Below are 14,341 nucleotides of genomic sequence, written 5' to 3' on the forward strand. Positions count from 1 at the left end.
CCGTCCCTCGGAAAGCGAGCGGGTCGGGCTAGCCGGCCTTGCCCGTGGAGATCGTGATCTCGAACTCCTGGCTCTTCGGTACGACAGCCTCGCCGGAGCTCGGGTACTGCAGGATGACGGCGTCCTTGGGGTACTGAGGGTTGTTCTCCTCAGTCACCTTCCAGGTCCAGCCGGCGGCCCGCAGGCAGTCCTTGACCGAGAGGAGGTCCTTGTAGAGGAGATTGGGGGCCTGGACCTTCGCCGGGTCATTGCCGTCTTCCGTGGCATTCGAGCACTCCGTCGCCTCGATGGTCCGCGTACGGTCCGGGGCCAGGGCCCCGGCCTCCGCCGACTGGCTCGCGCTCGGGTCGTCGCCCGCGTTGTCGCCGCCACCCGGGTCGTCCTTGTTCAGAGCGAGCGCCGTGATCAGACCTCCGATCGCCAGCAGCGCCACCACGATGGCGCCCACGATGACCGGCATGTTCCGCTTGCCGCCACCACTGCCGCCCGAAGCCGTCGTCGGCTGCGGCGAGATGGTGTACGGAGGCGGCGTCGAGGACGCCGGGGCAGGCGCCTGGTACGCCGATACCGGGGCCGGCGTCTGATACGCCGACGCCGGGGCGGGCGTCTGCGGGTACCCGTACTGCGGCGTGGGAGCCGGCGCCGGCGTAGGAGTCGGCGGCCCGTACGGACCCGGCTGGTACGGCGTCTGCACGCTCTGCGGCGCCGGAGTCGACTGGTCCAGCGGCGGGAAGACCGCGGAGCCGACGCCCGCTCCACTGCTCGCCGGCGCGCCACCGATGATCACCGGTGCGCCCGTCTGCCCGGCACTCGCCACCCGCGCGCACTCGTCGCGCATCGCCGCGGCGCTCGGGAAACGCTCGTTCGGGTTCTTCTTCAGCGCCCGTGCGACCAGCGCGTCCATCGCCGGAGTGAGGGAGCGGTTGATCGTCGACGGGGCGACCGGCTCTTCCTGTACATGCGCGTACGCGATCGCCAGCGGTGAGTCCGCGTCGAACGGGATTCGCCCGGTCAGCAGCTGGAACAGCATGATGCCGACCGAGTACAGGTCGGACCGCGCGTCGACGCCGCGTCCCAGCGCCTGCTCCGGCGACAGATACTGCGGCGTTCCGACCACCATGCCGGTCTGCGTCATCGAGGTGACGCCCGACTGCATGGCGCGCGCGATGCCGAAGTCCATCACCTTGACGATGCCGCGCTTGGTCAGCATCACGTTGCCGGGCTTGATGTCGCGGTGGACCAGGCCCATTTCATGGCTGGTCTCCAGCGCGGCCAGCACATCGGCCGTCATCTTCAGCGCCTTGTCCGCCGGCATCGCGCCGTACTGCTGGATGTCCGCCTGCAGTACGGATCCCAGCGGCTGGCCCTCGACGTACTCCATGACGATGTACGGCATCAGCGCGCCGTCGAGCTCGTCCTCGCCGGTGTCGAAGACCGACACGATGTTGGTGTGCGACAGCTTGGCGACGGCCTGCGCCTCGCGCCGGAAGCGTTCGCGGAAGGACTGCTCGCGACCCAGCTCCGTGTGCAGCGTCTTGATGGCGACCTGGCGGTCCAGCGCGGAGTCGTACGCCAGATAAACGGAGGCCATGCCGCCTTCGCCGAGCAGGTCGCGTAGCTGATACCGGCCGCTCGCTACGGAACCACCCGCGTAGCGGCCCTGTGCGCCGTCCTGGCTCATGACTGTGCATCCCCCTCGGCGCGAAGGCGCGGTGGCACGCGATGGCTCGCGTCGCTCGCTGATCTCTGCGCTGTGCTGTGTGATTTATGCCGCGTGATTCGTGTCCCGGATCGGTATTCCGTGATCCGTATTACGGGGCAAGTCTGCCCGAGGGGCCCGGCACGTCAAGCCAGGTGCCCGTTCCGTGACCGTACGCACAAGAAGCGTCTCGGAAGCGTTACAGGAAGAGCATGGAATTTGCCTGCCCGCAGGGGCAGCAGGTTGGATGGCCGGTCCATCTCGAATCAGGCCCGTCGCGCAAAGGCTGTAGCGTGACGTGGCACAGCACCCCGAGGACCACAGCGAACCCCCGCACGCAGAGTACGCACGCGGACAGATACGACGGCGAGGACTGATGGCACCCGAACCCGAAGCAGGCGGCGGCGGAGTGCCGGATGCGGCGGACTCCTGGGGCATCGGCGGAGTGGTCGGCGACGGCCGCTACCGCCTGACGCACCGTCTCGGACGCGGCGGTATGGCCGAGGTGTTCGCGGCGGAGGATGTAAGGCTGGGTCGCACTGTCGCGGTCAAGCTGCTCCGCTCCGACCTCGCCGAGGACCCGGTCTCCAAGGCCCGCTTCACGCGCGAGGCGCAGTCGGTCGCCGGCCTCAACCACCATGCGGTGGTTGCCGTGTACGACTCCGGCGAGGATGCGGTGGGCGGTCAGACCGTCCCGTACATCGTGATGGAGCTGGTCGAGGGGCGCACCATCCGCGATCTGCTCCTCAATGCCGAGGCTCCGCCGCCCGAGCAGGCGCTGATCATAGTCTCCGGAGTACTCGAGGCACTCGCGTACTCGCACCAGCACGGCATCGTGCACCGCGACATCAAGCCGGCCAACGTCATCATCACCAACTCCGGTGCGGTGAAGGTGATGGACTTCGGTATCGCGCGAGCCCTGCACGGCGCTCAGTCGACGATGACCCAGACCGGCATGGTCATGGGTACGCCGCAGTACCTCTCCCCCGAGCAGGCGCTGGGCAAGGCCGTCGACCACCGCTCCGATCTGTACGCCACGGGCTGTCTGCTCTACGAACTGCTCGCGCTGCGACCCCCGTTCACCGGCGAGACCCCGCTCTCGGTGGTCTACCAGCACGTCCAGGACATCCCGTTGCCGCCGTCCGAGGTCTCGGACGTGGTGCCGCCGGAGCTCGACGGGCTGGTCATGCGCTCGCTCGCGAAGGACCCGGACGACCGGTTCCAGAGCGCGGAAGAGATGCGCGGCATGGTCCAGTACGGACTGCAGATGCTGGAGCAGCAGGGCAGCCACACGGGCAGCTGGAACACTGGTCCGGTCGATATGCACGACGCCGCCATCACGCCGGCGATGGGGATGACGGGGCCGACGGTGATCGGCCATCCCGTGCACGGCGAGACGTCGCAGAGCCCGATCCTGCCGCCGATGAACCCGAACGACGGCGGATACGACGGCGGTCACCGGGACGGTCGCGGCGGCAAGCGCGGCGGCCGCGCAAAGGCGTGGCTGTTCGCCGTGCTCGCGGTGCTGGCGATCGCGGGGGGCATCGCCTTCGCGGTGGACAAGGCGAACCACAGCACCGACAACCAGAAGCACGGCACGACGGTCACCCCGACCCCGTCCAAGTCGCAGGACTCGCCGACCCCGTCCGATGAGCAGACCGAGCAGAGCGAGGAGCCGGACACCTCCACGGGCGGCAATCAGGAGCCGAGCCGGCAGCCCTCCTACAGCGATTCGTCCACGCCGACCGATCCGGGGACGCCGACCGACGATCCGACGACGGCCGATCCGACCGAGCCGACCGGCGAGCCGACCGACGTGCCGACCGAGCCGACGGACGAGCCGAGCTCGCCCGGCAGCACAACGGGCAGCGGCGGCGATCCGGGTGGGACGCCGGGCGGCCAGGCAGGCGCCCCGGGCGACATCGGCGGCTGATGCGGCCCAAGGCGCCACGCCGTACGCCCCGTTGACGCCGCTCGCCCCGTCGACGTCGTTCACATCCGCGACCCCGCCGGCGTCGTTCACGTCCGCGACCTCGTTCACGCCGTTCACGCCGCTCATCCCGCGAAGGCTTCGCACACCGCCTCGTACTCTCTCGTCCACCACACCGCCAGGGCCGACGCCGCAGGAAACTGCGGGTCGGCCCTTCGGTCGTGCAGCTGGTAGCGCCAGCGCAGTATCCAGAAGTCGTTGAGCCGTTCCCACCACACCCGGTGCACCGCGGCCGCGAGCTCCGCCGCGTCCGCCCCGGCCGCTCGCCGGTAGGCCTGTGCATACGCCCGTACCTTTGTCAGTTCCAGCTCCCCCGCCGGTTGGACGAAGAAGATGGCTGCGGCCCGTACCGCCTCCTCGGCGCGCGGCTGCACCCCCAGCCGGTCCCAGTCGACGATCGCGGCCGGCTCGCCGCCCCGGTAGAGCAGATTCAGCGGGTGGAAGTCGCCGTGCACCCAGCCCCCGGCGGATGCCGGCGGCGGCCTGCGGTCGGCATGGAGCTCCAGCAGCGCCCGCCGCTCGAGGAGCCGCCGCTCGGCGAGCGCGTCGAACGCGTCCCGGGGCCGGGCCGCGCGCGCCAGCGTCAACAGCTCGTCGATCAGCGTGAAGGTCTCCTCGGGATCGGCGCTCTCGTACTCCCGCCGCTCTGTGGAGTCCACCGCCATGACCTGTTCCAGACAGGTGTGGACGAGTCCGAGGAGCGAGCCGAGCCGCGTCGACTGGACGGCCGTCAGCTGTGTCCCGTCGCGGTGTCGTCCGTCGATCCAGGGGTGCAGGGCGTAACACCGTCCGCCGATCACCGCGACCGTGTCGCCGTGCGCGTCCTCGACGGGCGGTGCGACCGGTACGCCGAGGGCCTCGAGCCGCTGGGTGGCGCGGTGCTGGCGGGCGATGGACTCGCGGTCGCCGTCGAGGTGGTGTTTGAGGAAGTAGGAGCCACGGGTGGTGGCGAGCCGGTAGCCGCGGTTGAGCAGGCCCTGGGTGACGGGCTCGCAGGAGAGTGGTTCGCCCGTGTCCTGGTAACGGCGCAGAAGTGCACCGACGGGTGGGGCAGTTGCAGATGAGCGCGGCACCCGCCAGATGGTAGATCACGCAGCGTGGCCGAGTGACGGCTCTTCGGGATAATCCCGCCTACGTACGATTGCGAACTGCAGTTCGAGCTGCGGCCGCCCCCGGCGACTTCGTGGTAATCGAGCGCAAATAGGGTGATTTTTCCAGCTTCGCGAGCGAAAGAGGACTCATCCATCTACTCTTCCCGTGCCCGGGGTCTGCGGGATAACGTGCCGGTGTTCCGGCGGCCTGCAAGGCTGTGACCAGTGGTTGTTCCCGCATTTCTCGATTTACTTGGAAATCCAAGCAAAATCGCAGGTCAAATGGGGTTTCGCAGTAATGCGACACACTGGGTAACGTGCCTTTGGCAGGGCGCTCGCCGGGGCACCTGTCACGCCTGATCCCGGCCGAGCGGCACCCACCCCGTGCACGGGTACGGATACCAGGCGAGCCGCACTGGCTCCCGGCGGACCCCGGGGGCCGGACCGACGGAGGAGCACGCACGTGACCGTGGAGAGCACTGCCGCGCGCAAACCGCGACGCAGCACCAAGCGCGTCAGCGCCGCGAAAAAGCCGCAGAGTTCCGAGCCCCAGCTCGTACAGCTGCTGACGCCCGAGGGTGAGCGCGTCGAGCACCCCGAGTACGAGATCGACCTGACCCCGGACGAGCTGCGCGGGCTGTACCGGGACATGGTCCTGACCCGTCGCTTCGACGCCGAGGCCACCGCTCTTCAGCGCCAGGGCGAGCTCGGACTGTGGGCGTCGCTGCTGGGCCAGGAGGCCGCACAGATCGGCTCCGGCCGGGCGCTGCGCGACGACGACTATGTCTTCCCGACCTACCGCGAGCACGGCGTCGCCTGGTGCCGCGGGGTCGACCCGACCAATCTGCTCGGCATGTTCCGCGGGGTGAACCACGGCGGCTGGGATCCGAACACCAACAACTTCCACCTGTATACGATCGTGATCGGCTCGCAGACGCTGCACGCCACCGGCTACGCGATGGGCGTGGCCAAGGACGGCGCGGACTCCGCCGTCATCGCCTACTTCGGCGACGGCGCGTCCAGCCAGGGCGATGTCGCCGAATCGTTCACCTTCTCGGCGGTCTACAACGCCCCGGTCGTGTTCTTCTGCCAGAACAACCAGTGGGCGATCTCCGAGCCGACGGAGAAGCAGACCCGCGTGCCGCTCTACCAGCGCGCGCAGGGCTACGGCTTCCCCGGCGTCCGTGTCGACGGCAATGACGTACTCGCCTGCCTGGCCGTGACCCGCTCCGCGCTGGAGCGGGCCCGCCGGGGCGAGGGCCCGACCCTGGTCGAGGCGTTCACCTACCGGATGGGCGCGCACACCACATCGGACGACCCGACGAAGTACCGGGCGGACGAGGAGCGTCAGGCCTGGGAGGCCAAGGACCCGATCCTGCGGCTGCGTACGTATCTGGAGAACGCCGGCCATGCCGACGAGGCGTTCTTCACGTCCCTGGACGAGGAGAGCGAGACCCTCGGCAAGCGGGTGCGTGAGGCGGTTCGGGCCATGCCCGACCCCGACCACTTGGCGATCTTCGAGAATGTCTACGCCGACGGGCACGCGCTCGTCGACGAGGAGCGCGCCCAGTTCATCGCGTACCAGGCGTCCTTCGCCGAGGAGGGCAACTAATCATGGCCGTACAGAAGCTCCCGCTCGCGAAGGCGCTCAACGAGTCGCTGCGCAAGGCCCTGGAGACCGACCCCAAGGTCCTGATCATGGGTGAGGACGTCGGCAAGCTCGGCGGCGTCTTCCGGGTCACCGACGGACTGCAGAAGGACTTCGGCGAGGACCGGGTCATCGACACCCCGCTCGCCGAGTCGGGCATCGTCGGCACGGCGATCGGTCTGGCCCTGCGCGGCTACCGGCCCGTCGTGGAGATCCAGTTCGACGGCTTCGTCTTCCCCGCGTACGACCAGATCGTCACGCAGCTGGCGAAGATGCACGCGCGCTCGCTCGGCAAGATCAAGCTGCCGGTCGTCATCCGTATTCCGTACGGCGGCGGCATCGGCGCGGTCGAGCACCACAGCGAGTCCCCCGAGGCGCTCTTCGCGCATGTCGCGGGCCTCAAGGTGATCTCGCCGTCCAACTCCTCCGACGCGTACTGGATGCTCCAGCAGGCGATCCAGAGCGACGACCCGGTCATCTTCTTCGAGCCGAAGCGGCGCTACTGGGACAAGGGCGAGGTCGATGTCGACGCGATCCCCGGTCCGCTGCACAAGGCCCGCGTCATCCGGACCGGATCGGACATCACGCTTGCCGCGTACGGGCCGATGGTGAAGGTCTGTGTCGAGGCGGCCGCCGCGGCTGCCGAGGAGGGCAAGTCGCTGGAGGTCCTCGATCTGCGCTCGATGTCCCCGATCGACTTCGACACCGTCCAGACGTCGGTGGAGAAGACGGGCCGGCTCGTCGTGGTGCACGAGGCCCCGGTCTTCTACGGCTCCGGTGCGGAGATCGCCGCTCGTATCACCGAGCGGTGCTTCTACCACCTGGAGGCCCCGGTGCTGAGGGTCGGCGGCTACCACGCCCCGTATCCACCGGCGCGCCTCGAGGAGGAGTACCTCCCGGGACTTGACCGGGTGCTGGACGCCGTCGACCGCTCGCTCGCGTACTGAGGAGTGCCGTGACCATGACTCAAGACACTTCACTTCGCTTCCGCGAGTTCAAGATGCCCGACGTGGGCGAGGGGCTCACCGAGGCCGAGATCCTCAAGTGGTACGTCCAGCCCGGTGACACGGTGACGGACGGCCAGGTCGTGTGCGAGGTCGAGACGGCGAAGGCGGCCGTCGAGCTGCCGATCCCGTACGACGGCGTGGTGCACGAGCTGCGCTTCGAGGAGGGCACGACCGTCGACGTCGGCACCTCGATCATCACGATCGATGTGGCGCCGGGCAGCGGTGACGCACCTGCCGAGGCCGTGGTGGAGACACCTGTGGCGCCCGCCGCCGAGGAGGAGGCCGAGCCCAAGGGCCGCCAGCCGGTCCTCGTCGGCTACGGCGTCGCCGAGACGTCCACCAAGCGCCGGCCGCGCAAGCCGGCCGCCGGGCAGGCCGTTCCGGCACAGCCGGCCGCCGAGGCCGCGAGCACGTACTACCCGCAGGCGGCCGCGGCCGCTGCGGTGCAGGGCGAGCTGAACGGCCACGGCGGCACGGCCACCGCGGCCCGCCCGCTCGCCAAGCCGCCGGTCCGCAAGCTCGCCAAGGACCTGGGCATCGACCTGGCGACGGTCACTCCGACCGGTCCCGACGGCATCATCACCCGGGAGGACGTCCACGCGGCCGCCGCTCCGGCCGCCGCTCCGGCGCCCGCGCCCGTACAGGCACAGCCCGAGCCGGTCCAGCCGGTGGCGGTCGCGTCTGTCGAGGCCGGTGCCCGGGAGACCCGTATCCCGATCAAGGGCGTACGGAAGGCCATCGCTCAGGCGATGGTCGGCAGTGCCTTCACCGCGCCGCATGTCACGGAGTTCATCACGCTCGACGTGACGCGGACGATGAAGCTCGTCGAGGAGCTCAAGGCCGACAAGGACATGGCGGGGCTGCGGGTCAATCCGCTGCTGCTGATCGCCAAGGCGCTGCTGGTCGCCATCAAGCGCAACCCGCAGGTCAACGCCGCCTGGGACGAGGCAAACCAGGAGATCGTGCTCAAGGGGTACGTCAACCTGGGCATCGCGGCCGCCACACCGCGAGGCCTGATCGTCCCGAACATCAAGGACGCGCACGCCAAGACGCTGCCCGAACTTGCTGCCGCGCTGGGCGAGTTGGTCTCCACGGCCCGCGAGGGCAAGACGGCGCCGGCGGCGATGCAGGGCGGCACGGTGACCATCACCAACGTCGGCGTCTTCGGCGTCGACACCGGTACGCCGATCCTGAACCCCGGCGAGTCCGCGATCCTCGCGGTAGGTGCGATCAAGCTCCAGCCGTGGGTCCACAAGGGCAAGGTCAAGCCGCGCCAGGTCACCACGCTCGCGCTCTCCTTCGACCACCGTCTGGTCGACGGCGAGCTGGGCTCCAGGGTGCTGGCGGACGTCGCCGCGATCCTGGAGAACCCGAAGCGGCTGATCACCTGGGCCTGATCCGTCAGGTCTGATCCGTCAGGTCTGATCCACAGGCACGATCCACAGGTCTGATTCGTCAGGTCTGTTCCGCAGGTCACAAGGCCCGGGCGCGCGACGCCCGGGCCTTTGCCGTGATCGTTCGGGGTGCTCGAAAGAGCAGCCCGAACGGTCCTTGTCGGCGCCCACTTGACTGGGCAGGCTCGGGCGGGGCCGCACACGATGACTGGGGATGGGGGAGCGCCATGACTTCTGCGCGCCGTTCGGCGTTCTTCGATGCCGACGAGACCGTGATCACGGCCAAGAGCATGTTCGCCTTTCTGCGCCACTGGATGGCTCAGAACGGAGATTCCGGTTCCGGATATGACAGGGCCATGGCGGACATCAGGTCGCTGGCCGCGGACAACGTCGACCGCAGCGAGATCAATCGCACCTACTACCGGCTCTTCAAGGGCGTATCGCAGCAGGAACTGGTGGCGGCGGGCCGCGATTGGTACGACGGGTACCGGAACGGGCCCACCGCATTCGTCGGAGCCACGCTCGACGCCCTGGACGGGCACCGCGCGGCCGGGGATCTGATCTGCCTTGTCTCCGGTTCGTTCCGTGCCGTTCTCGAGCCGCTCGCCGAGGAGATCGCGGCGGAAATCATTCTGTGCACCGAGCCCGTGGTCGGCGAGGACGGGCTGCTCACCGGTGAGGTGCACCAACCGATGATCGGCGCGGCGAAGACCGCCGCGGTGGCCGGCGCGATCGCCGCCCACCGCCTCTCACCTGCGGATTGCTATGGATACGGCGATCATCTGTCCGACCTGGGCCTGCTGGAACAGGTCGGTAACCCGCATGTCGTGGATGTCGACCCGGCGCTGGTGGCCCTCGCGAAGGAGCGGGGCTGGCCGGTGCTGCCGTCCGCACCCACGGCTCTGCGGCAGCGCGACTGACCGCTGACCGTACCGCGGCAATTCATTTTGAATTAACCCCCGGAATTTTCGCGCCGGGGGTTCTTTCGCTTTCTTTCCGGTTGTGTTGCTGATTTATTACCGGAATCGCCGGACGAGTCATTTGGGTATGCGCATTCGGTCCGATGGTTATGTGGTAAACCTTTTTAGTATCCCTTTCAAATTATCCATGGTGAGCTATATCACATGGGATGGCTGAATCTCGTCGGTATCCTTGACTTGTGCGCGGAGTCGGATGACCGCCGGCGCGCATCAAAGCAACAGGGGGTAGTCTTGTTGGGCGTCTCGGAAATCAAGGAAAGAGAGATCTGTGTACGACGCGTCGTCGTGGCGATCGGGAATGGTCTGCTGCGTTACGGCGTCGAGAGGATGCTTCAACTGCCATCGGAAGTCGAGATCCGCTCCTTGCCCGGGATCGTCGAAGCGCTTTCTGGCGGTCTCGACGAGGGCGACATACTCATCACCCTGCTGGGTGAGGTGGACGACGCGATGGCTGCGGAGTTACGCAGGAACGAGGAGCGCGGTGTACGCATCATGCTGCTCATAGAGGACGACGATCTCGTCGACCTGCCCAAGGTGACCGGCATCAGGGCCGGTTTCGTGAAGATCAACGGGATCAATGAGGACACCCTGAACAAGGCTCTGGCTGCTGTTGCCAGGGGTAACGTCCCCATCCCACCCGAGCTCGCTCAGGATCTGCTGCTGCTCGCGACCCGGCGCAACGACGCTCCGCGGGGTCAGCTGAGACTGACCCCGCGGGAGCAGGAGGCGCTTGTTCTCATGGTCGAGGGGCTGAGCAACAGGCAAATCGCCCGCAGGCTTCAGATATCCGAGCACGGTGCCAAGCGCCTGGTTGCCAATATTTTGGCAAAGATGGACTGCAACAATCGCACACTCGCTGTTTCAAGGGCGCTCCGCGAAGGCCTCTACGAGCGTTATGTGAAATCCAGGGGAATGAACTGACAAGGCCCTCTACGAGGGAATAGCATAGAAGGCTGAATCACCCCAGGTCGCTGTCGCCAGGTGACCCTCGGCGTCAATGCCGAGGGCCACTGGCGAACTCAGACCGGTCATGACGGATGTGGCAGAGCCATCCGCCTCCACCCGCTTGATCTCGCCGGCGGCACGATCGGTGACATAAACGGAACCTGCCTTGTCGGCTACGATTCCCACGCCCAGCCCGTCGAAGTCGCTGGAGTGGGTTTCCACCGTCCCGTCACGCTTGACGCGGGACAGCACACCGCCCTCGTAATTCGACACATAGATCGTGCCGTCGGCAGTCTCGACCACACCCACCGGCGTGTGCAGCCCGTCGGCCACCTTGCTGCTCTTCCCGTCCGGGGAGACGCTCATGAGCTCATTGGTCGCCCGGTTGGTGACCAGCAGGTTCTGCCGGGAGTCGAAGCTGATGCCGGTCGGCGTATGGAAGCCGGAGGCGAACCTCTCCTTCCTCCCGGCGGCCGTGGCGCGGTAGACGACATCGGCGTTGTAGTCGGCGATGTAGAGCGCGCCCTGCCGGTCGACGGCGAGACCGGCGGGAGCTTCCAGCCCGTCGGCGTAGACAGAGCGCTTTCCGTCGCGGGTGATCCGCTCGACGGTGCCGGCGGACCAGTTGGACACAAACACCGAGCCGTCGCGGCCGTAGGCCAGACCGGTCGGCGACGAGAAGCCGGTGTACTTCGCCTTCCCGGCCTTTGCCGCCTTCCCGGCAGGCTTGCCCTTGCCACCGGTGTCGCTGCCACCGGTGTCGCCCGTGCCGCCGGACCCGGTCGGAGGACCGGAGGACACGGAGGACCCCGGCGTCCGCGACGTGCCGCCGGGACTCGCGTCGTCTTCGCTTCCACAGGCTGCCACGGAGGACATCAGCAGGCCGCCCACGAGAAGCTTCGGGAGGAGTGAGGAACGCATGACCACCTCTTGGGGGGAGTGGATGAGTGCGCCGACAGACAACCTACGAGTTGGAGCGCACTTCATCGCAAGTGCCGACCGGAGTACGGACGGTCAACGCCCCTTGCTGCGCACGAAATCGGTCACGGACTGGGCCATGTAGTCGATCTTCTCGTCGGTGAGACCGGGGTGCACGCCGATCCAGAAGCTGTGCTCCGTGATGATGTCGCTGTTGGTCAGATCGCCTGCCACGCGGTAGTTCGTGCCCTGGTACGCCGGGTGCCGGGTCAGATTGCCCGCGAAGACCTGACGCGTGCCGATGCTCCTCGCCTCGAGGAAGGCCACCAGCTCACGGCGGGTGAAGGGCGCGTCAGGCAGCACGGTGAGCACAAAGCCGAACCAGCTCGGCTCGCTGTTCGGCGTGGCGCTCGGCAGCAGCAGACCGGGGACATCGGCCAGCGCGTCGTGCAGCCGCTGCCAGTTGCGCCGGCGGGCCTCGATGAAGACGGGCAGTTTGGCCAGCTGGGTGAGGCCCAGCGCGGCCTGGCTGTCGGTCGCCTTGAGGTTGTAACCCACGTGCGAGTAGATGTACTTGTGGTCATAGCCCTCGGGCAGGGTGCCGAGCTGCCAGCGGAACCGCTTGGCGCATTTGTTGTCCTCGCCGGGCGCGCACCAGCAGTCCCGGCCCCAGTCGCGCAGTGACTCGACGATACGCGCCAGATGCAGGTCGCTCGTGGAGACCACCCCGCCCTCGCCCATGGTGATGTGGTGCGCGGGATAGCAGCTGAGCGTCGACAGATCGCCGAACGTGCCGGTCAGCCGGCCGTCGTACCGAGCGCCCAGCGCATCGCAGTTGTCCTCGACGAGCCACAGTTCGTGCTCCTGGGCCAGCTCGGCGATCTCGCGGGCCGCGTAAGGATTTCCCAGCGTGTGGGCGAGGGAGATCGCCCTGGTCTTCGGGCCGATCGCCGCGGCGATCGTGTCCACGCTCGCGTTGTAGGTGCCGAGTTCGGTGTCCACGAACACCGGCACCAGACCGTTCTGCAGCACCGGGTTGACGGTGGTCGGGAAGCCCGCGGCGACCGTGATCACCTCGTCGCCGGGAACCAGCCGTCGGTCGGCGAGCTGCGGTGACGTCAGTGCGCTGATCGCCAGCAGATTGGCGGACGAGCCGGAGTTCACCAGGTGCGACTTGCGTACGCCGATGGTCTTGGAGAAGCGGCTCTCGAATTCCTGCGCGGACCTGGCCGCGACGATCCGCATCTCGAGCGCGGCCTCGACGAGCGCGACACGGTCCTCGTCGTCGAAGACCGGCCCGGAGGAGTAGAGCGGAGTGACACCGGGCACGAACGGCCGGTCCGACTCTTCTGCCTGGTGGAACTTGCGTACGGCGTCGAGGAGTTGGGCCTTGGCTTCTTCGCGGCTGTCCGAGCCAGGCGCCGGGCTCTGTACGGGTGCGCTGGTCACACTGGACCCCTTGTCTTCGTCGGGAGAGGGAGAGAAAGCAGGGCCGATCGCGGTCAGCGGCCCTCGGTGTCGAAGGCCGTCTCGAGCAGGCGGACCGTTTCGTCGAGACCGGTGCGCGCGGCGTTCTCGTGCCGCAGCCGCCAGGCGACCTCCCGCAGACCGGGGTCCTCGAGCACGCTGTGCATGGACTCCCTGATGGCCTCGACCGAGGCCTCCTCCGGGTGCAGTACGTGCGCGGCGCCGACCGCCGCGATCCGGTCCGCGTGCTGGTACTGGACGCACATCTGCGGCAGTCCGAGCTGAGGAATGCCGGCGACGGTCGCGGCCATCGCGCTGCCCGCGCCGCCGTGGTGGATGACGGCGGTGCAGGACGGCAGCACCTGCGAGAGCGGCAGAGTGTGGATCAGCCGGGTGCGTGCCGGGCGGTCGCCCAGCTGGTCCAGCTTGATGTGGTCGCCGACCGCGATGATCACATCGACGTCGAAGGCGGTCAGCGCCTGCACCGTGCGCTGGAGCACATTGGCGTGGTCACCGCCGATCGGCGCGTTGCCGAGGGTGACCAGCACCCGCGGCGCCTCGGGCTCCTCGAACAGCCAGTCCGGCATCAGGCCGGCCCCGTTGAAGGGGACGTACCGGCTGGGGACGGCGTTGGCCGGCGGGGTCCGCCACTGCAGTTCCGGAGGGCAGTTGTCGATGATCTTCCAGTGGGTGTGCGCCTCCTCGCCGAGACCCCACTTGCGCCGGACGGGCCGCAGCGCCTCGGCGATCGGTTCGTCGACCGCGGTGTCCGCCAGCAGGCCCCAGCCGTGCAGGACCGTCGGCACCCCGATCAGGTCGGCCGCCAGGGGCGCCGCGTACTCCCAGTCGGTGCACACGATCAGATCGGGCCGCCAGGACTTCGCCAGCGCCACGGTCCGGTCCACGGTGCGCTCGGTGGCCGGCACGTAGTAGTCGATGATGTGGTCGGTCAGCTCCTCGATCGACGAGCCCTGCTGGGCCCTGCGGGTACCGAGGTCGCCGAGCCGGAAGTCCTCGGCGACCGCCACGGACGAGATTCCCGCCTCGGCGGTGAGCCGCGCGAACCTGTCGGGCAGCGCGGCCAGTACCTCGTGACCGGCGTTCCGCAATGCCCACAGCGTCGAAATCATTGGATAGAGATGCCCCTGGTTGGGAGCACTGGTCGCCAGAATTCGCATTGCTCGAACATAAGGAATCCATTT

The 14,341-nt window shown here is 68.1% G+C and carries 11 protein-coding genes; 6 read left to right on the top strand and 5 right to left on the bottom strand.

The genetic code is table 11. The features are described 5' to 3' along the window. Positions 1–28 precede the first annotated feature (28 nt). Positions 29–1,681 (bottom strand): protein kinase domain-containing protein, encoded by a 1,653-nt coding sequence (locus OG735_RS21920; protein ID WP_327324871.1) that lies wholly within the window; start codon positions 1,679–1,681, stop codon positions 29–31. Positions 1,682–2,075: 394 nt separating this feature from the next. Here OG735_RS21920 and OG735_RS21925 point away from each other — a divergent pair, with 394 nt between their 5' ends. Next, positions 2,076–3,632, top strand: coding sequence for a protein kinase domain-containing protein (locus OG735_RS21925; protein ID WP_327324872.1), 1,557 nt, complete (start codon positions 2,076–2,078; stop codon positions 3,630–3,632). 122 nt (positions 3,633–3,754) lie between these two features. Here OG735_RS21925 and OG735_RS21930 read toward each other — a convergent pair whose 3' ends face one another. Then, positions 3,755–4,762, bottom strand: a complete 1,008-nt coding sequence (locus OG735_RS21930) for a phosphotransferase (RefSeq protein WP_327324873.1) — start codon at positions 4,760–4,762, stop codon at positions 3,755–3,757. A gap of 481 nt (positions 4,763–5,243) precedes the next feature. Here OG735_RS21930 and pdhA point away from each other — a divergent pair, with 481 nt between their 5' ends. The 5 genes from pdhA to OG735_RS21955 all read left to right on the top strand — a co-directional run bounded on the left by pdhA (position 5,244) and on the right by OG735_RS21955 (position 10,730). After that, a complete protein-coding gene (pdhA, locus tag OG735_RS21935; protein ID WP_327324874.1) occupies positions 5,244–6,392 on the top strand; it encodes a pyruvate dehydrogenase (acetyl-transferring) E1 component subunit alpha in 1,149 nt (382 codons plus the stop codon). Positions 6,393–6,394: 2 nt separating this feature from the next. After that, positions 6,395–7,375: an alpha-ketoacid dehydrogenase subunit beta gene (locus OG735_RS21940; protein ID WP_327324875.1), complete on the top strand. Its 981-nt coding sequence runs from the start codon at positions 6,395–6,397 to the stop codon at positions 7,373–7,375. Positions 7,376–7,389: 14 nt separating this feature from the next. After that, a complete protein-coding gene (locus OG735_RS21945; RefSeq protein WP_327324876.1) occupies positions 7,390–8,832 on the top strand; it encodes a dihydrolipoamide acetyltransferase family protein in 1,443 nt (480 codons plus the stop codon). Between the two features lie 224 nt (positions 8,833–9,056). Further along, positions 9,057–9,749: an HAD family hydrolase gene (locus tag OG735_RS21950; RefSeq protein WP_327324877.1), complete on the top strand. Its 693-nt coding sequence runs from the start codon at positions 9,057–9,059 to the stop codon at positions 9,747–9,749. Positions 9,750–9,953: 204 nt separating this feature from the next. Then, complete coding sequence (locus OG735_RS21955; RefSeq protein WP_327324878.1) at positions 9,954–10,730, top strand: helix-turn-helix transcriptional regulator; 777 nt, start codon at positions 9,954–9,956, stop codon at positions 10,728–10,730. A 9-nt stretch (positions 10,731–10,739) separates the two neighbouring features. On the opposite strand, the gene OG735_RS21960 is transcribed toward OG735_RS21955, so the two are convergent. The 3 genes from OG735_RS21960 to OG735_RS21970 all read right to left on the bottom strand — a co-directional run bounded on the left by OG735_RS21960 (position 10,740) and on the right by OG735_RS21970 (position 14,317). Next, a complete protein-coding gene (locus tag OG735_RS21960; RefSeq protein WP_327324879.1) occupies positions 10,740–11,675 on the bottom strand; it encodes a Vgb family protein in 936 nt (311 codons plus the stop codon). Positions 11,676–11,768: 93 nt separating this feature from the next. Beyond that, positions 11,769–13,121, bottom strand: a complete 1,353-nt coding sequence (gene rfbH / locus OG735_RS21965) for a lipopolysaccharide biosynthesis protein RfbH (protein ID WP_327324880.1) — start codon at positions 13,119–13,121, stop codon at positions 11,769–11,771. Positions 13,122–13,174: 53 nt separating this feature from the next. Continuing rightward, entirely contained in the window at positions 13,175–14,317 is a 1,143-nt protein-coding gene (locus OG735_RS21970) for a nucleotide disphospho-sugar-binding domain-containing protein (protein WP_327324881.1), read from the bottom strand. Between the last annotated feature and the right edge of the window lie 24 nt (positions 14,318–14,341).

This window comes from Streptomyces sp. NBC_01210, assembly GCF_036010325.1.
In the GTDB taxonomy this organism is placed as follows: Bacteria; Actinomycetota; Actinomycetes; order Streptomycetales; family Streptomycetaceae; genus Streptomyces.

Coding starts and splice junctions, on each gene's coding strand:
- OG735_RS21920 (WP_327324871.1), bottom strand. CDS start 1,681: ATGAGCCAGGACGGCGCACAGGGCCGCTACGCGGGTGGTTCCGTAGCG.
- OG735_RS21950 (WP_327324877.1), top strand. CDS start 9,057: ATGACTTCTGCGCGCCGTTCGGCGTTCTTCGATGCCGACGAGACCGTG.
- OG735_RS21945 (WP_327324876.1), top strand. CDS start 7,390: ATGACTCAAGACACTTCACTTCGCTTCCGCGAGTTCAAGATGCCCGAC.
- OG735_RS21960 (WP_327324879.1), bottom strand. CDS start 11,675: ATGCGTTCCTCACTCCTCCCGAAGCTTCTCGTGGGCGGCCTGCTGATG.
- OG735_RS21970 (WP_327324881.1), bottom strand. CDS start 14,317: ATGCGAATTCTGGCGACCAGTGCTCCCAACCAGGGGCATCTCTATCCA.
- OG735_RS21955 (WP_327324878.1), top strand. CDS start 9,954: ATGGGATGGCTGAATCTCGTCGGTATCCTTGACTTGTGCGCGGAGTCG.
- OG735_RS21925 (WP_327324872.1), top strand. CDS start 2,076: ATGGCACCCGAACCCGAAGCAGGCGGCGGCGGAGTGCCGGATGCGGCG.
- OG735_RS21940 (WP_327324875.1), top strand. CDS start 6,395: ATGGCCGTACAGAAGCTCCCGCTCGCGAAGGCGCTCAACGAGTCGCTG.